Genomic DNA, 16,384 nt, shown 5'->3' with positions numbered 1-16,384 from the left:
GCCTGAGCCCCGTTTGCGCCGCGGTGCGGTCAGCTGGCCCGGCGACTGGCGATGCTGTCGGTGAGCACGCGGATCAGCTGGGCCGCGACGAACGGCTTCTCGAGGATGGCGTCGCAGCCTGCGGCGAACGCGGCGGCCTGCTGCTCGGGAAGCACGCCGCCGGTGACCGCGATGATCGCGGGGCGGCGGACGTCGGCGTGGCCGGCGAAGTCGTCGAGCAGGGCGAGTCCGCTGCCGTCGGGGAGCTGGACGTCGAGCAGGACGGCGTCGACCTTCTCGTGGGCGAGCACCGCTCGCGCCTGCGTCAAGTTGTGGGCCTCGACCAGGTGGGCGCCGCGTACCGCCGGGTCCGCGGCGCGCGTCAGGATCGCCCGCACGAGTGCCCGGTTGAGCTCGTTGTCTTCGACAAGGAGGATGCGCGGCGGGGAGTCGATCACGGGGTGCCTTCCGGTCCGGTGTTGCCTCTGGTCTCCGCGCCCGGGCGCGGCAGCCTGGTCATCCAGTGGTGCAGCGCCTTGATCAGGCCCTCACTCTTCGGAAGGATGCCCAGCGCTTTGGTCGCGTGCAAGCCGCTGCGACCGGTGTCACTGGAGTCCGGCCCGGTGACGACGAGTACCGGGATCCTACTCGTCGCGGGATCCTTGTTGAGCGCGCTCATCAAGCTGACGGCGTCGATGTCCGGCATCCGGAGATCGCTGATGATGAGGTCAAACGGGCCGCTGCGGGCCAACTGGACCGCCTCCTGGCCGCTGCGCGCGGTGACCACCTCGACCCGCTGCTCGCGCAGCGCCTGCGCGATCACCTCCAGTGTCGCGGGATCGTCGTCGACCGCGAGGACCCGCATCCGGTCTGCGGTCTCCGGCTCCAACAAGAACTCGGCGACCCGCGCCAGCAACCGGCGCCGGTCGATCGGCTTGACGAAGAAGTCGGCCGCGCCGAGCGACAGGCCGACGTCGTGATCGTCAACGACGCTCGCGACGAACACCGGTACGCCGCCCAGCCCGGGGTCCTGTTTGAGCTCGCGGAGCACGTCCCAGCCGTCGATGCCGGGCAGCAGCACGTCCAGGAGCACGGCATCTGGTCGTTCCCGGCGCGCCTCGGTCAGCCCCGCCTCGCCGCTACTGGCCACCCGGACCTGGTAGTCAGCGCCCTCCAGGTACGTGCGCAGCAGGCGGGCGGCGCTGGGGTCGTCCTCGATGAGCAGGACGTCGCCCCGGACGCGTACCGGCGGTTCGACGGGGTCGGGCGCGATCGGTGGGGCGGACACGGCTCGCGCCTCGACCGAACCGTCCGCGGTCGAGGCGGCCCGCGGGGCCAGGGCGTCAGGCAGGCACACGGTGAACCGGGATCCGGCCCCGGGCGTGGACTCCACCTGCACCCGACCGCCGTGCGCTTCGACCAGCCGCCGGGTGAGCGCAAGCCCCAGCCCGGTGCCGGCGTGTTGCATGGAGGGGTCGCCGACCTGCTGGAACTCCTCGAAGATCCGGTTGATGTCCGCTGCGGAGATACCGACGCCGGTATCGGCGACGGCGAGGCGCACCTCGCCGTCGGCGCGGCTGGCCTCGACGCTGATCCGCCCGCCCTCGGGCGTGAACTTGATGGCGTTGGAGAGCAGGTTGTTCAGGACCTGGCGCAGGCGGAGCCGATCGCCCCACACATCCAGGCCGGGCACCTCGGTACGGAGTTCGAGGTCCTTGCCCTCCGCCAGCGGGCGAAGCGCGTTCACCGCCGCCGTGACGAGATCCGGTAGCTCGACACGGTCCGGGTGCAGTTCCAGCCGGCCGGCCTCGATCTTGGTCAGGTCGAGGATGTCGTTGATGAGATCGAGCAGGTGCCGGCCGCTCGAGTAGATGTGCTCGATCCAGTCCGCGGGCACGACCCGCGAGTCGCCGATGCTCTCCTCGCCGCGCATCAGTTCGCTGAAGCCGATGATCGCGTTCAGCGGGGTGCGCAGCTCGTGACTCATGTTCGCCAGGAAGTCGCTCTTGGCCTGACTGGCGGCGCTCAGGGCGCGTACCGACTGGGCCAGTTCGAGCGCGAGTCGCTCCTGCTCCGCCCGGATCGCGCCGCGCTCGGCGATCAGTGCGGCCTGCCCGCCCAACTCCGCCAGCAACTGCACGTCGTCCTCGGCGAACAGGCCGCGCCTGCGGTTGAGCAGTACGAGCGCGCCTGAACCCGTCAGCGCCGACCGGAGCGGCGCTGCCGTGATGTACCGGGCGTCCACCTCCGCGGCGCACGCGACGGCGAATGCCGGGAGCCGGTCGACGTGCCGCGTGACGCGGGCCATCTCGGGCAGGCACAGGAGGAGGCTGACGTCCCCCTCACCGGCCGTCACCGTCTGCCGCCGCACCCCCGCCGTGATCACAGGCCGTTCCCCCGCCGCGGAGGGCGGTACGACCAGGACCGCGTCCGCGCCGCTCACCTCGCGGACCGTGTCCGCGTACCGGCTCCAGGTCTTCTCCGGCGCGTCCGCGGCGGGCGCCTCCAGCAGTCGCCGGCTGACCCGGTACGAGGCTGCGCCCGACCACATGCGACGGATCCAGGCGGGCGGGCGGAACCCCACGACGTAGCCGAGCGCCGACACCAGGCAGAGGGTGTACCCGCAGGTGAGAGCCTCCTCGCGGAGGTTGACGTTGACCATGCCGAAGCCCACGCAGAGGATGCCCAGCCCGAACAGCGCCGTCGACACGGCGGCCGTGGCGAACCGGGCCCGCGGCGAGCCGGTACGCCCGCCCGCCTCCCGCGCGAGCAGGACGGCGGCGGTCGCCTGGCCCATCAAGAAGATCGCCAGGACCCCGAGCAGTTCAGGCAGGGTCAGCTGCCGGGTCATCAGCACCGGCACCACGCTGACTCCGAACGCGACGAACGCCACGACCTGCAGCGAGCGGGCACCGGGCCGGACCCGGTGCACGAGACGCAGGGTGAGGTACGGCTGGGCGAGCAGCAGGATCAGCGCCGCGGTACGGAGCACCCGCGGCGGCTCGCCGAGGAACTCGCGCGCCAGGTCGAGCAAGAACAGCATCGCCGCGGCCGAGAAGACCGCCATCACATCGCGCTGCATCGGGTCACGGCGTCGCAGGTACGCCACCAGGGCCTGTACGAACACCAGCGCGAACAGCGCCTCGACGAGCAACCTGACCATATTTACGCCGCCGATCCCCCACCCCGGTACATCCGGGTAACGACGAAGTCCGGTCCCGGTGACGATTCAGACCGCCTGGCGCTGGCTGATCCGGCCAGGGCCAGGCCCTACGCTCTACGAATGCCTATCCAGGACGCGTACGTCGCCTCGTCCGACCGGTACTCCACGATGAAGTACCGGCGGACCGGCCGCAGTGGTCTCGACCTTCCCCTTGTCTCCCTCGGCCTGTGGCACAACTTCGGCCACGACCGCCCGTTCGCCACCCAGCAGGCCATCTGCCGGCGCGCCTTCGACCTCGGCGTGACCCACTTCGACCTCGCCAACAACTACGGGCCGCCGTACGGCGCCGCCGAGGAGAACTTCGGCCGGCTGCTGGCCACCGACTTCCGGCCGTACCGCGACGAGCTCGTGATCTCGACCAAGGCGGGGTACGACATGTGGCCCGGCCCGTACGGCGACCGCGGCTCGCGCAAGTACCTGACCGCGTCCCTGGATCAGTCGCTGCGCCGGATGGGGCTGGACTACGTCGACATCTTCTACTCGCACCGCTTCGACCCGGACACCCCGTTGGAGGAGACGCTCGGCGCCCTGGACTCGGCCGTACGCGCTGGCAAGGCGCTGTACGTGGGGATCTCGTCCTACTCGCCGGGCAAGACCGAGGAGGCGGTGCGGATCCTGCGCGAGCTCGGCACGCCGCTGCTGATCCACCAGCCGTCGTACTCGATGGTGAACCGCTGGATCGAGGACGGCCTGCTCGACGTGCTGGGCGAGCAGGGAGTCGGCTGCATCGCGTTCTCACCGCTGGCGCAGGGCCTGCTCACCAACCGGTACCTGAACGGCATCCCGGAAGACTCCCGGGTACGCACCGGCGGCGCGATGGACGAGTCGATGCTCACCGACTCCAACCTCGCGAAGGTCAAGGCGCTGAACACGATCGCCGCGCGGCGCGGGCAGACGCTCGCCCAGATGGCCATCGCGTGGGCGCTGCGCGACCCGCGGATGACGTCGGTCGTCCTCGGCGCGAGCAGCGTGCGGCAGCTGGAGGACAACATCGCCGCCCTTGACAACCTGGAGTTCACAGCGGACGAGCTCGCCGAGATCGACCAGTACGCCACCGAGGCGGAGATCAACCTCTGGGCCCGCTCCAGCGCCGAGTAGAACCTCTCCGCGATCTTGGACGCTTAGACCGGCTGTAGCCGGTCTAAGCGTCCAAGATCGGCGAAGAACTGAGCGCCGCGCGCAGCGGGGCGGCCTTCGCCGCCGCCTCCGCCACCTCGGCGTACGGGTCGCTGCCCCAGGTGATGCCGCCCCCGGCCCAGACGTGTACGCGTTCGGCGTCGACCGCGACGGTACGGATCGTCAGGCCGAGGTCGATGTGGTCGCGGGTGACCCAGCCGTACGCGCCCATGCTCGGCCCCCGCCCCACCGGTTCGAGATCGGCGATCACGTCGAGCGCCGCGAGCTTCGGCGCGCCGGTCACAGATCCGCCGGGGCACAGCGCCCGCAGGACGTCGGCCAGGCCGACGCGAGCGGCGAGGCGGGCCGAGACCACCGACTCCGCCTGCCACAGCCCGCACCAGCGGCGGATCGCGTACAGCTCGTCGACCCGCACCGATCCGGTGGCCGCGACGCGGGCGAGGTCGTTGCGCTCGAGGTCGACGATCATGACGTGCTCGGCGCGTTCCTTGGTCGAGGCGAGCAGTTCCCGCCGTCCCAGGTCGGTGGCGGCCCGGGTGCCCTTGATCGGCCGGGTGACGATTCGACCTTCGGACACCTCGAACAGGGTCTCCGGTGAGGCACAGGCCAACGCCCATCCGTCGCCGGTCAGCACCCCGCCGTAGCGGGCGCCGGGCAGGACGGCGACACGGTGCAGCGCCGGCAGCGGATCTCCGGAGTACTCGGCGCTCTGGTGGCCGACGAGGTTGACCTGGTATACGTCCCCACGGGCGATGGCCGCCCGGACGTCGCGGACCGCGTCGGCGTGCGCCTGCGGGGTCCAGCTCGGCCGCCACGTCCCGAGCGTCCACGGCCTGGACTGGATGGTTGGCGCTTCTCTTCCCGGCGTGTGGATCACGATCACCACGTCGGGGACGGCGGGCGCTGGGCTCGGCGGGCTGTCGTGATCGATCATCCGGGCGCTGGCTGCGGCCGAGATGAACAGTTGGGCCGCGCATCCGTCGGCGTCACCTGAGCCTTGTCGGCCGGCGTCGCGCAGGTCCTCGCCGAGCAGCCCGTGCTTGGCGAGGAACTCCTCGATCAGGGTTGCCGGATCGCCGCCGTCGCCGAGCCACCACTCCAGGCGCGCGACCTCGGGCGACGCCCTTCTACTCGGCGTCACCATTTCAGGTACCTTGTCACCCAGCGTAACGAATGTTGATAGGCCGATCGGATCGATCCGCCTCGTCCGAAGGGATGAGATTCCCCGGCAACCGCTGAACGATGCTCGAATGTGCGCCGTAAACGTTGGTAACGTGCGTCACTGTTCATGTGAGCTACCGCACAGCCCATCCAGAGCACCGACAGTCGGAGACCCCGATGTACTGCCAGCACCAGCCTCCCTGCCCCGACTCCGAAGCGGTCGACCACGATGCGGCCCGGATCGTCGCATTCCACCCCGAGCAGGGCTGGAACCTGCTCTGCAACGGTGTCGTCGTGTTCGAGGACACCGGTGAACTGCTGCCCGACGGCAGACCGGTTGCGCCGCACCGCGGACCGGCCCCGCACACGGTCATTTCCGAGGCTGCCTGAACACCCGTTGACTTGGCCGGATCTTGGAATGAGCGGGCCTGCGTCCGCCCATTCCAAGATCCTCGCCCATCCGGACGTCACTCGCCCGATTCGAACGCCTCGGGCGACGGGCAGGCGCACACCAGGTTGCGGTCCCCGTACGCGCCGTCGATCCGGCGCACCGGCGGCCAGTACTTGGCAGAACGGTCCCCGCCTGCGGGGTAGGCCGCGAGCGACCGCGGGTACGGGTGCGGCCACTCATCCGCGGTCACCATCGACGCCGTGTGCGGCGCGTTGGCGAGCGGGTTGTCCCCAGCGGGCCACTCCCCCGCCGCCACCCGGTCGATCTCGCCCCTGATCGCGATCATCGCGTCGCAGAAGCGGTCCAGCTCGGCCAGGTTCTCGCTCTCCGTCGGCTCGACCATGAGCGTCCCGGCGACCGGGAACGACATCGTCGGGGCGTGGAAGCCGTAGTCGATCAGCCGCTTCGCCACGTCGTCGACGGTCACACCACTGGCCTTGGTGATCGGCCGCAGGTCCAGGATGCACTCATGCGCCACGAGGCCCTTGTTGCCGCTGTAGAGCACCGGGTAGTGGTCACGCAGCCGCGCTGCGACGTAGTTGGCCGACAACACCGCGACGCCGGTGGCCTGCGTGAGCCCGTCCGGGCCCATCATCCGCAGGTACGCCCACGGGATCGGCAGGATGCCGGCCGAGCCCTGCGGCGCCGCCGACACCGGCCCCGACCCCTTGCCGTGGTTCAGCGGGTGGCCGGGCAGGAACGCCGAGAGGTGGGACCGGACAGCGACCGGCCCGACGCCCGGACCACCGCCACCGTGCGGGATGCAGAACGTCTTGTGCAGGTTGAGGTGGGACACATCGGCGCCGAAGCGACCGGGCTTGGCGAACCCGAGCAGTGCGTTGAGGTTGGCGCCGTCGACGTACACCTGCCCGCCGGCGTCGTGCACCTTCGCGCACAGCTGCGCGATCCCCGTCTCGTACACGCCATGGGTCGACGGGTAGGTCACCATGATCGCGGCGAGCCGGTCACAGTGCTGCTCGATCTTGCGGTCCAGGTCGACCAGGTCCACGTTGCCGTTGTCGTCACAGGCCACGACGACCACCCGCATGCCCGCCATCACGGCGCTGGCGGCGTTGGTGCCGTGCGCGCTCGACGGGATCAGGCAGACGTCGCGGTGCTCGTCACCGCGGTCGCGGTGGTATCCGCGGATGGCCAGCAGCCCGGCCAGCTCGCCCTGCGACCCCGCGTTGGGCTGCAGGCTGACCGCGTCGTAACCGGTGACCTCGGCCAGCCACCGCTCCAGGTCGTCGGTGAGCTGGCGGTACCCCTCGACCTGGTGGGCCGGCGCGAACGGGTGCAGGTCGGCAAACTCCGACCAGGTGATCGGCTCCATCTCGGTGGTCGCGTTGAGCTTCATGGTGCAGGAGCCGAGCGGGATCATGCCCCGGTCCAGGGCGTAGTCCTTGTCCGACAACCGCCGCAGGTAGCGCAGCATCGCCGTCTCGGAGTGGTAACTGGAGAACACCGGGTTGGTCAGGTACTCACTCGTGCGCCGCAGCCCCGTCGGCACCGCCTCAGCGGCCGCCTCGACCCCGGCCACCCCGAACGCCTCCCACACCGCCCGCAGGTGCGCCTCGGTGGTCGTCTCGTCGCAGGCGACGCCGACCCGGTCCGCATCGACCAGGCGCAGGTTGATTCCCTGCGCCGCGGCGGCCGCGACGACCTCGTCGGCCCGGCCGGGCACGACCGCCGTGAGGGTGTCGAAGAACAGCTCGCTGGCCAGTTCGACCCCGCCCGCGACCAGCCCGGCAGCCAGGCGGGCGGCCCGCTCGTGGACGCGGGTCGCGATCGCGCGCAGGGCTTGCGGCCCGTGGTACACCGCGTACATGCTGGCGATCACGGCGAGCAGCACCTGCGCTGTGCAGATGTTGCTGGTCGCCTTCTCCCGGCGGATGTGCTGCTCCCGCGTCTGCAGCGCGAGCCGGTAGGCCGGGTCGCCGGCGGCGTCCTTGGACACCCCGACCAGGCGACCGGGCAGCATCCGCTCCAGGCCCGCGCGGACCGACAGGTAGCCGGCGTGCGGCCCGCCGAAGCCCATCGGTACGCCGAACCGCTGCGCGCTGCCGACGGCGATGTCCGCGCCGATCGCGCCCGGCTCCCGCAGCACGCACAGCGCGAGCAGGTCGGCGGCGACCGTGACCAGGGCGCCTCGCTCGTGGGCCGCCGCGATGAGCGCGGCGTGGTCGCGCACCGCGCCGGAGGCGCCCGGGTACTGCAGGTGCAGGCCGAAGAACGCTTCCGGAAGCTCCTCGCGTTCGGTGTCGACGACGCGCACCTCGATACCGAGCGGCTCCGCGCGAGTGGCGAGCACGGCGATCGTCTGCGGCAGGGTGTCCGCGTCAACCACGTACACATTGCTCTTGGCCTTGCCAGCGCGGCGGGCGAGCGTCATCGCCTCGGCCGCTGCGGTCGCCTCGTCCAGCAGCGAGGCGCCGGCGATCGGCAGCCCGGTGAGGTCGGCGATCACGGTCTGGAAGTTGAGCAGCGCCTCGAGCCGCCCCTGGCTGATCTCGGGCTGGTACGGCGTGTACGCCGTGTACCAGGCGGGGTTCTCCAGCACGTTTCGGCGGATCACCGCGGGGAGGTCGGTGCCGTAGTAGCCGAGGCCGATCATCGACACCATCGGCCGGTTACGCTCGGCCAGCGCGCGCAGTTCCCCGATCGTCTCCGCCTCGGAGGCGGCAGCGGGGAGATCGAGCGAGCCGTGCCAGCGGATCGCCTCCGGGATGGCCGCGTTCATCAGCTCGTCGATCGACGCGTACCCGATCGAGTCGAGCATGCGTCGCTGCTCATCCGGTGAGGCGCCGATATGCCGGCGGGCGAACCCGCGGTTCGCGGACAGGTCGACGGGATCGGTCATTGCACGCTCCGGGAGGTCGTGGTGTCAAAATCTCACGCCTCCCCCTCTGTCATGGCCGAGCCGCGCTCGGTCGCTCCAGAGGTGCCTGCCTACGCGGTCCTTTTGCCTGAGAGGTTCCGGGGAGGATTTGCCCCTTCGGCGCCGTCCGGAACTGTGGACGATCTCTCGCGCGTAAACGTGCCAGCACCGACAACGCTACCAGCGGAATCTGCGCCAACGGCCTAGCCGGATGATCAGCGGGTTGCCGGGAAACCGGCGCACAGCCGCAGGAGCTGGGACAACTCCGACGTACGGGTGACCAAGCACACGGCATGGTCACCCGACGCGGCTGGACCGGGTGGGTACGTCAGCCGGCGCGCCGGCGGGCACGGCGGGCCGCCAACTCGTCGCCGGTCGCGTCGAACACCGGCTCGTCGTCGACCTGGACGGCCGGCTCGGCGGGCAGGTGCGACAGCGTTCCCTGGATCTCGTTGAAGGCGCCCGCGATCGCGATACCGAAGACGCCCTGCCCGCCCTGGAGCAGATCCACGATCTCTTCCGGCGAGCGGCACTCGTACACGGACGTGCCGTCCGAGATGAGCGTGATGCCGGCCAGGTCGGCGACACCGCGCGAACGGAGGGTGTCGATCGCCTTCCGGATGTTCTGAAGCGAGACGCCCGCGTCGAGGAGTCGCTTGACGACTTTCAGCACGACGATGTCGCGGAACGAGTACAGTCGCTGCGTGCCCGAGCCGGACGCGTCCCGCACGCTGGGCACCACGAGGCCCGTACGGGCCCAGTAGTCGAGCTGACGGTAACTGATGCCGGCCGCGTGGCATGCTGTCACTCCGCGGTAACCCACGGCATCCTCGGCACCCCCGTAACCAGGGTCGGGTGGCTGACTCATACGACACCTCCAGCGTCGATGTCATCACCCTATAGCGCAAATCAGTGCTCCACGGGGATATTTTTCTCGACACGCCGTAACCAACTGCCAACAGGCCCGGCAGAGAGGTGACGACGGCGCACCCCGACGCCTCGACTCAGCCGGCGAAGTCCTCCGGGGTCACCTGCTCCAGGAACTCCCGGAACTTCTCGACCTCGTCCTCCTGCTCGTCCGGAATGACGATGGCGGCCTCGGTGAGGACCTGGTCAGCACAGCGGATCGGCGCGCCGACCCGCAGCGCCAGCGCGATCGAGTCACTGGGCCGGGCCGACACCCGGACGCCGTTGCCGATGACCAGCTCGGCGTAGAAGATGTTGTCGCGCATCTCGACGATCTCAACGGCCCGCAGCGGCGCCTCCAGCGCCGTGAGGACGTCCCGCAACAGGTCGTGGGTGAGCGGCCTGGCAGGTTTGACGCCCTGCTGCTCGTAGGCGATGGCCGTGGCCTCTACCGCACCGATCCAGATCGGCAGGTAACGGTCACCTTCCACCTCTTTGAGCAGCACGATCGGCTGATTGGTGGGTAGTTCCACCCGAACACCGACCACGCTCAGCTCACGCACCGCCGCCTCCGTGTCGCTTCGTCCCTCTCCCTGCACGGTACACGGCGTATCGGACCAACGGGACGGGCGTACCGGCCGACACCGTGCTGGGCCTTACAGACTGTCCGGTCATCGACTACCGCCCAGCGTCTGCCGGAGCCCACCGCGTACGAGCGCGCCGCGCAGACGGTCGGTGTACGCCGTCAGCTCCCGCACCGTTTCGGCAGCCCGGGCGCGCGCCGCCGGGTTGCTCTGCCGCGCCAGCGGCGCTACGAGCTGCGTGAGTAGCCCGATCTCCCGGTCGGCCGCCGCCCGGTAGGCGCGCAGGTGGCGCGCCTCCAGCCCGTACTCGGCCAGCCGCACGGCGACCGTGGCGACCTCCAACGAGTCGGCGTCGTAGCCGCCACCCGGCCGCTCCGCGATCAACCCGTACTGCTCGAGCGCGGCCAGGGTCGATTCGGTCAGCCCGGCTTTGGTCAGGAGTTCTTCGCGGCCCAGGACCACGTCGGCCAGGTCAGCCGGCGGGTCTGGCTGCTGCGTCGGCGGAACCGCCACCAGGGTCGGGCGCAGCCGGGCGCCCTCGCCTCGGCCGTCGGACCGGTCCGCGATCCCGGTCGGGCCCCCGCCGATGGCGGGCGCCCCCGCATCGAGCGCGGCCAACTGGTCGCGGATCACCCGCAGCGGCAGGTACTGGTCGCGTTGGGCGGTCAGGATGTACCGCAGGCGGGCCAGGTCCTCCCGGCTGTACTTGCGGTAGCCGGCGGCCGTGCGCTGCGGTTGGATCAGCCCCTCGCTCTCGAGGAAGCGAAGCTTGGAGATCGTGGCGTCGGGGAAGTCGGCACGCAGGTGGGCGAGGACCTCACCGATGCTCATCAAGCCCTCGTGGCGCACGGTCTCCGACGCGGCCGCCGACGCCCCGCTCACTCAGCCTCCCCAACCGTCGCAAGTCAAGGACTCGCGACAGTGCCCCGATGGGGCACCGTCGCGAGTCCTCGCATACGCACGACCTGCCGTCGTTCGCTAGTCCTCAGTGCGGGGACCCGCGATGAAGACCAAGCGGAACTTGCCGATCTGGACCTCGTCACCACTGCTGAGGGTAGCCGACTCGACCCGCTCGCGGTTGACGTAGGTTCCGTTGAGACTGCCGACGTCACGAACCGTGAACGTACCGCCCTCGCGGTGGAACTCCGCGTGACGGCGGGACACGGTGACGTCGTCGAGGAAGATGTCGCTGTCGGGGTGGCGCCCGCTCGTCGTCACGTCGTGGTCGAGCAGGAAGCGCGCCCCCGCGTTCGGACCGCGGCGCACCGCGAGCAGCGCCATCCCCGGCGGGAGCGAGCCGGACACCCGACTCGGCGCCACGTCGGCGTCAGTGCCTTCGATCGTCTCGTCAAGGTTGCCGAGATTGAGCGTGGACGTGACGTCGAGCGGGGGGAACTCGTCGTCTGGGCGCGTCATCAGACCACCTCACGGGTTATCGGTCGGGCGTCGGATGCGACGGGACACGGCTGGAGCACTGCCCCGAAGCGGAGTTGCGGCGCTGTTCCCCCGGCCACCTGACGTAGCCTCACCCGCGACCGTGGATTCACGGTCGACTGAGCGAGCCTAGTCATGGCCGAAATGTGGGGTCAACTGGACGCGCGAATCCGCGCGCCCAATAAAGATCACTGTTCGGTCAACTGGCGGTACGCCGCGGCGTCTAGTAGGTCGTTCACGCTGTCCGGCTGAGCCGGTTCGATCTCAACCAGCCACCCGGCGCCGTAGGGGTCCGAGTTGATCAGCTCGGGGGCGTCGGCAAGCTGCTCGTTGCGGGCGACCACCTTACCGGCGACCGGAGCATAGATCTCCGACACGCTCTTGGTGGACTCGACCTCGCCGAGCGAGTCTCCAGCCGCCACCTGGGTGTCCAGGTCCGGTAATTGGACATAAACAATGTCACCCAGCGCATCCTGGGCGTAGTGGGTAATGCCAATGCGGACCGCGTTCGATTGCGGCTGCACCCACTCGTGTTCAGCGGTGTATCGCAGGTCCTCAGGAATCACGTCGCGTTCCTTTGCCCAATCGGCGGTCGCCGGTGCGTGCGGATGGGTGTCAGGAGACCGGACGCGCGAACTTGGGGGCGACAACCTCATGCAGCGCCGTCACTCCGACCGTGTCCGATTCCTGAACGATCACGTTACCGCCGCGCTGGTGGACCATGTCGACCACCCCACCGGGAATGTTGAGCGCGGTATGCATGGTCTGCGGATCTCCGATCACCGACAGCGTGTACGGCCCGGTCAGCCGGACGCCATCGACGACCAGCCCGCCCTTGGAGTCGGCGAAGTACGTCGAGGCGACGATCCGGACCGGACTGCCGCCCTCACCCGCGATCTGCATCGCCTCCGCGCCCGCGCCGCGGAGCTCCTCGACCGCGTCCAGCACGGTGCTCGCCGCGATCGCCTCGCTGCCGGCCACGAACTTGACCTGCAGCCCTGACCCCTGGGCGGGCAGGGTTCCGGCCAGGATGCCGAGCTCGTCGGCCCGACGGCGGGCCTCCTCGAGGGCCGCCGCCTGGCCTTGTACGCCCGAGGCGAGCTTGCGCTGGCTCGCCTCCAGCGAGGCGATCTCCTGGCGCAACCGGTCCTGGCGGCCGTCCAGGTCGGACAGGATGCGGACGAGATCCTCCGGTCGCGCGGTGGCGAGCTCGGGGTCGGTGGCGTTGCTGCGTAACTGGACGACCAGCGCGAAACCGAGCAGGCCCAGCAGCAGACCGATCATGGCGGCCGCCGCCGAGAGCCGGGGCGCCTTGCCCGCCGGTCGGGTGGCGGTGTCCGGTTCATACTCCCCGCCGGGCTCCTCGTCGTACGCGTCGGCCCGCTCGCGCTCCGCCCCCACCGCAGCCGCCCGAAGCTCGACCGTCCGGTCGTCGACAGGCACCCTGATCGGGACGGTCCGGTCCCCGGCCGCGCTGACCTGAGCCACGCTGATCTCGATCGTCCGGTCCGCGGCGGCCTGGTCCGAAGCGGCCTCGCCCTCGGCGGCCATCCCCTCGGCGGCGGTCTCACCTGCGGTGCCCTTGTCCTGCCCGGGCCGCTCGTCGTCGGTGCCCGCCATCGTCACGCCCGGAACAGGTGCCGGCGGATGGCCGCGACGTTGCCGAAGATACGCACGCCCAGGACGACCACGACACCGGTGGACAGCTGGCCACCGACGCCCAACTGGTCACCCAGGTACACGATCAGGCCGGCAACCAGCACGTTGGAAACGAACGACACGACGAACTGCTTGTCGTCGAAGATCCCGTCGAGCTTGGCCCGAATCCCGCCGAACACGGCGTCGAGCGCCGCAACGACGGCGATCGGCAGGTACGGCTGGAGCCCGACCGGAACGGTGGGCTCCAGCACGACGCCGAGCACCACACCGACGAGCAACGCGAGTACCGCGATCATCTGTTACCTCCAGACGCCGAGGGTACGGGTGGACTGGCCGGACGCCTCGTCGCTGTCCGCCCGGGCGCGCCGGACGGCAGCGGCCCCGGGGACGCCTGGGGCGCCGGGGACTGCGGCGCCTGCGCGTAGCGCAGTCGGGGCGGTACGGCCGCCCCGAGGGTGATGCCGTCGCGCTGGTCGACCGAGAACTGCATCCGGTACGTGCCCACGTAGGCGCGGAACCGCTTCGCCGTCGAGGAGCCGTTGAACTCGTCCTTGAGGGAGCCCGGACCGATGGCGGTGACCTCGTACGGCGCCGTGACCGGGCGGAAGTCGACGAGGATCGCCCCGCCGGCCGTCCGGATCGTCGAGGTTCCCGTGAGCCGCTCGCCGTTGATCGACACCGCCTCCACGCCGAGCCGCCACAGTTCGTTCGAGATGTCCTGCAGATCCCGGTCGAGGATCCTGCCGGGGTTGGTGCTGGACCGCTTGCCGGTGACCGGGTCGACCGGCGCCGGGGCGTCGACCAACCGGACCACGATGCCGTCCCCGTGCACCCGGGTCAGGCCAGTGGCCACCTCCAGGTTGCGCAGCCGGGCGCTCTCATCGCTGTCCGCCAGCGCCGCGTCGCGCGCCCGTACGACCTGCTCGCGCAGTTGGTCCGCCTGTTTCTGCAGCTCGTCGGTTGTCGCGCGGCGGGCATGGACGTCGGCGACGAGCCCGGCCCGCGCCTTGGTCGTCTCCGGCTGCGCGGCTGTGACGTACCGGTAGGAGACGGCGAGCAGGAAGCCGATCGCCAGCAGCGCGACCAGCAGGACGCCGCGGGCGGTCCCGCGCCGCCAGGTAGCGGGCTCCAGGGCGCCGGCGGCGCGCTTGCGGGCGGCCTGCGCATACCCGGGGTCGAGGGGGACGCGGAACAGCTCGGTCAGGATGTCCGACCGGACGCGAGCGCGCCCCCGGGCGGGTGGCAGGCCGGTCACGCCGGCACCGCGCCGTCGTCCCTGAGCCCGTTCGCTCTGCGCTCCCGGCGCGCGGCCTGCACGACCGCGAAGAACTGGATGAGGTAGAGCACGCCCGCGACCCAGTACAGGACGATGCCCCACCACGCCAGGCCCCAGCCGATCGGCCCGGCGACCGATCCGCCGCCGACACGGGCCAGCAGCAGCACCGGGAACGCCGCCAGCAGCAGGAACGTCGCGGTTTTGCCCACGTAGTGGACAGGCAGCGGCCCGTACCCGTACCGGCGGAGCACCGGGATCGTGGCGCCGACCACGACCTCGCGCAGCAGCAACGCCGCGGTGAACGGCCACGGGACGATGTCGCGCACGGTGAACGCCACCAGCGTGGCGAGGATGTAGAGCCGGTCGGCGAGCGGGTCGAGCAGTTCGCCCAGGCGGCTGACCTGACCCAGGCGCCGGGCCAGGTAGCCGTCGACCCAGTCGGTGGTGCCGCCGAGGGCGAGCACGATCACCGCAGCGCCGTAGTCGCGCGAGACCAGGAACAGGTACAGGAAGAGCGGTACGCCGACCAGCCGGGCGAAGCTGATGAGGTTGGGGATCGTCAGGATCCGGCCGGCACTGACCGGCGCGTCGCCGCGTGTCGGATCCACGTGTGCCGCTCCCCTGGCCGCTCCGCTCGATGACCCGCTGGTCGGACCGCCGAGAACGGTTAGCAGGCTAGCAGGGCCAGGTGGTCGCCGAATGGAGGACGCACCCCCTGCCCACCTCGGCTGGTGCTAGCCCGCCAGCGCCTTGCCGGCCTGTTCACGCCCGTACTCCATGATCCGTCTGGCCCGGGTGGCCGAGAACTCCAGGAACCAGTCGAGGGGGTACCCCGGCGCCGCCGGTTCGATGAGCAGGATCGGCACGTCCCGCTTCACCGTCGAGCCGGGTGCGGCGCGGGCGAGCCGGTTGACGGTCTGGGCGTGACCGAGATCGGCGGCCAGCGCCGCCGCCGCGATGTTGTCCGCGAGCAGCGCGATCGCCGCGCCGAGGGAGTCCGGAGCGCTGGTCGGCCGGCTGATCCCGGCGCCGGAGACCACGATGACCCGCTCGGGCTCGTACCGCATGACGGGCGCGAGCGGCGTCGCGGCCACCAGCCCCGCGTCGACGAGGGCCCGGCTGTCCTCGCTGCCGGGCCGGAACAGCAGCGGCACGGCAGCGCTGGCCAGCACGTGGTCGACGGTCAGGTCGACCTGCCGGAACCACGGGTCGCGGCGGCGCTTCGGCGGCAGCCGTGAGCAGAACCGGACGGTCGTGCCGGTGACTTCGTCGACGGCGGGCAGCACGACGGTCACGTCACTCGTCTCGCCGAGCCGGGCCCGGCCGACGTGCCTGGCCAGCGTCGCCCGCATCGGGGCCGGGTCGAGCAGCCACGTCCAGCCGGCCGCGCCCAGCGCGTACTCGGCGATGTTGGTCGTCGGCCGCAGCAGCCGGCGCGCGTTGACCGCGCGCCACACGTCCGTACGCGGCCGGTACACGTCCCGCCAGCCCATGTGGCACCACATCCGGGCCAGCGACAGCCCGTCCAGCCCGGCCCCCAGGGCGTACGCGTTGACCGCGCCGAAAGACGACCCGGAGACGACCGTGGGACGCTCGCCCGCCGCTTCCAAAGCCTGGATGACGCCGGCGCCGAAGTACGCCGCCGGTACCCCGCTGCCGGACAGCACCAGCGCGGTGCCGCCAGTCATCCCCGCCC

At 70.8% G+C, this 16,384-nt stretch carries 16 protein-coding genes and 1 riboswitch; of the genes, 2 read left to right on the top strand and 14 right to left on the bottom strand.

Translation table 11 applies throughout. The features are described from left to right. Positions 1–29 precede the first annotated feature (29 nt). Together HC028_RS11095 and HC028_RS11090 are read right to left on the bottom strand one after the other, a co-directional pair. On the bottom strand, positions 30–437 hold the full coding sequence (locus HC028_RS11095) for a response regulator (protein WP_239075213.1): 408 nt from the start codon (positions 435–437) through the stop codon (positions 30–32). Beyond that, positions 434–3,142 carry a response regulator gene (locus HC028_RS11090; protein ID WP_168076138.1) on the bottom strand — a complete coding sequence of 903 codons (2,709 nt, stop codon included), beginning with the start codon at positions 3,140–3,142 and terminating at the stop codon, positions 434–436. The genes HC028_RS11095 and HC028_RS11090 overlap by 4 nt, the downstream gene beginning before the upstream one ends. 120 nt (positions 3,143–3,262) lie before the next feature. Between HC028_RS11090 and mgrA the strand changes: the two genes are divergently transcribed. Beyond that, positions 3,263–4,300, top strand: coding sequence for an L-glyceraldehyde 3-phosphate reductase (gene mgrA / locus HC028_RS11085; protein WP_168076127.1), 1,038 nt, complete (start codon positions 3,263–3,265; stop codon positions 4,298–4,300). A gap of 43 nt (positions 4,301–4,343) precedes the next feature. Here the strand turns inward: mgrA and HC028_RS11080 are convergent, their stop codons facing one another. Further along, positions 4,344–5,483, bottom strand: a complete 1,140-nt coding sequence (locus tag HC028_RS11080) for a chorismate-binding protein (RefSeq protein WP_168076125.1) — start codon at positions 5,481–5,483, stop codon at positions 4,344–4,346. A gap of 194 nt (positions 5,484–5,677) precedes the next feature. Here HC028_RS11080 and HC028_RS11075 point away from each other — a divergent pair, with 194 nt between their 5' ends. Then, positions 5,678–5,890 carry a DUF5999 family protein gene (locus HC028_RS11075; RefSeq protein WP_168076528.1) on the top strand — a complete coding sequence of 71 codons (213 nt, stop codon included), beginning with the start codon at positions 5,678–5,680 and terminating at the stop codon, positions 5,888–5,890. Between the two features lie 77 nt (positions 5,891–5,967). On the opposite strand, the gene gcvP is transcribed toward HC028_RS11075, so the two are convergent. The 11 genes from gcvP to HC028_RS11020 form a co-directional block, all read right to left on the bottom strand. Further along, positions 5,968–8,811, bottom strand: a complete 2,844-nt coding sequence (gene gcvP / locus HC028_RS11070) for an aminomethyl-transferring glycine dehydrogenase (RefSeq protein WP_203981105.1) — start codon at positions 8,809–8,811, stop codon at positions 5,968–5,970. Positions 8,812–8,895: 84 nt separating this feature from the next. Beyond that, a riboswitch (glycine riboswitch) is annotated at positions 8,896–8,991 on the bottom strand. Between the two features lie 166 nt (positions 8,992–9,157). After that, a complete protein-coding gene (locus tag HC028_RS11065; protein WP_168076123.1) occupies positions 9,158–9,697 on the bottom strand; it encodes a MerR family transcriptional regulator in 540 nt (179 codons plus the stop codon). A gap of 136 nt (positions 9,698–9,833) precedes the next feature. After that, entirely contained in the window at positions 9,834–10,298 is a 465-nt protein-coding gene (locus tag HC028_RS11060; RefSeq protein ID WP_168076121.1) for a bifunctional nuclease family protein, read from the bottom strand. Positions 10,299–10,406: 108 nt separating this feature from the next. Next, the gene (gene ftsR / locus HC028_RS11055) at positions 10,407–11,150 is read right to left on the bottom strand and encodes a transcriptional regulator FtsR (protein ID WP_168076524.1); all 744 of its coding nucleotides are present in this window, start codon (positions 11,148–11,150) and stop codon (positions 10,407–10,409) included. A 147-nt stretch (positions 11,151–11,297) separates the two neighbouring features. Beyond that, positions 11,298–11,735 (bottom strand): oxoglutarate dehydrogenase inhibitor Odhl, encoded by a 438-nt coding sequence (odhI, locus tag HC028_RS11050; RefSeq protein ID WP_168076119.1) that lies wholly within the window; start codon positions 11,733–11,735, stop codon positions 11,298–11,300. A 206-nt stretch (positions 11,736–11,941) separates the two neighbouring features. Beyond that, a complete protein-coding gene (gene gcvH, locus HC028_RS11045; protein WP_168076117.1) occupies positions 11,942–12,319 on the bottom strand; it encodes a glycine cleavage system protein GcvH in 378 nt (125 codons plus the stop codon). Between the two features lie 49 nt (positions 12,320–12,368). After that, positions 12,369–13,373, bottom strand: a complete 1,005-nt coding sequence (locus HC028_RS11040; protein ID WP_240940007.1) for a DUF881 domain-containing protein — start codon at positions 13,371–13,373, stop codon at positions 12,369–12,371. A 2-nt stretch (positions 13,374–13,375) separates the two neighbouring features. Continuing rightward, the gene (locus tag HC028_RS11035; RefSeq protein WP_168076114.1) at positions 13,376–13,708 is read right to left on the bottom strand and encodes a small basic family protein; all 333 of its coding nucleotides are present in this window, start codon (positions 13,706–13,708) and stop codon (positions 13,376–13,378) included. Continuing rightward, a complete protein-coding gene (locus tag HC028_RS11030) occupies positions 13,705–14,667 on the bottom strand; it encodes a DUF881 domain-containing protein (RefSeq protein ID WP_168076110.1) in 963 nt (320 codons plus the stop codon). The genes HC028_RS11035 and HC028_RS11030 overlap by 4 nt, the downstream gene beginning before the upstream one ends. Then, positions 14,664–15,296, bottom strand: coding sequence for a cardiolipin synthase ClsA (gene clsA / locus HC028_RS11025; RefSeq protein WP_168076108.1), 633 nt, complete (start codon positions 15,294–15,296; stop codon positions 14,664–14,666). Before clsA ends, HC028_RS11030 begins: the two co-directional genes overlap by 4 nt. A gap of 126 nt (positions 15,297–15,422) precedes the next feature. Then, positions 15,423–16,376: a patatin-like phospholipase family protein gene (locus HC028_RS11020; protein WP_168076106.1), complete on the bottom strand. Its 954-nt coding sequence runs from the start codon at positions 16,374–16,376 to the stop codon at positions 15,423–15,425. Positions 16,377–16,384: the final 8 nt, after the last annotated feature.

The organism is Planosporangium flavigriseum, assembly GCF_011947225.1.
In the GTDB taxonomy this organism is placed as follows: Bacteria; Actinomycetota; Actinomycetes; order Mycobacteriales; family Micromonosporaceae; genus Planosporangium; species Planosporangium flavigriseum.
This window is presented reverse-complemented; position numbering and strand designations above follow the sequence as displayed.

Coding starts and splice junctions, on each gene's coding strand:
- HC028_RS11090 (WP_168076138.1), bottom strand. CDS start 3,142: ATGGTCAGGTTGCTCGTCGAGGCGCTGTTCGCGCTGGTGTTCGTACAG.
- HC028_RS11040 (WP_240940007.1), bottom strand. CDS start 13,373: ATGGCGGGCACCGACGACGAGCGGCCCGGGCAGGACAAGGGCACCGCA.
- HC028_RS11035 (WP_168076114.1), bottom strand. CDS start 13,708: ATGATCGCGGTACTCGCGTTGCTCGTCGGTGTGGTGCTCGGCGTCGTG.
- HC028_RS11080 (WP_168076125.1), bottom strand. CDS start 5,483: ATGGTGACGCCGAGTAGAAGGGCGTCGCCCGAGGTCGCGCGCCTGGAG.
- HC028_RS11075 (WP_168076528.1), top strand. CDS start 5,678: ATGTACTGCCAGCACCAGCCTCCCTGCCCCGACTCCGAAGCGGTCGAC.
- odhI (WP_168076119.1), bottom strand. CDS start 11,735: ATGACGCGCCCAGACGACGAGTTCCCCCCGCTCGACGTCACGTCCACG.
- gcvP (WP_203981105.1), bottom strand. CDS start 8,811: ATGACCGATCCCGTCGACCTGTCCGCGAACCGCGGGTTCGCCCGCCGG.
- HC028_RS11020 (WP_168076106.1), bottom strand. CDS start 16,376: ATGACTGGCGGCACCGCGCTGGTGCTGTCCGGCAGCGGGGTACCGGCG.
- HC028_RS11065 (WP_168076123.1), bottom strand. CDS start 9,697: ATGAGTCAGCCACCCGACCCTGGTTACGGGGGTGCCGAGGATGCCGTG.
- mgrA (WP_168076127.1), top strand. CDS start 3,263: ATGCCTATCCAGGACGCGTACGTCGCCTCGTCCGACCGGTACTCCACG.
- ftsR (WP_168076524.1), bottom strand. CDS start 11,150: ATGAGCATCGGTGAGGTCCTCGCCCACCTGCGTGCCGACTTCCCCGAC.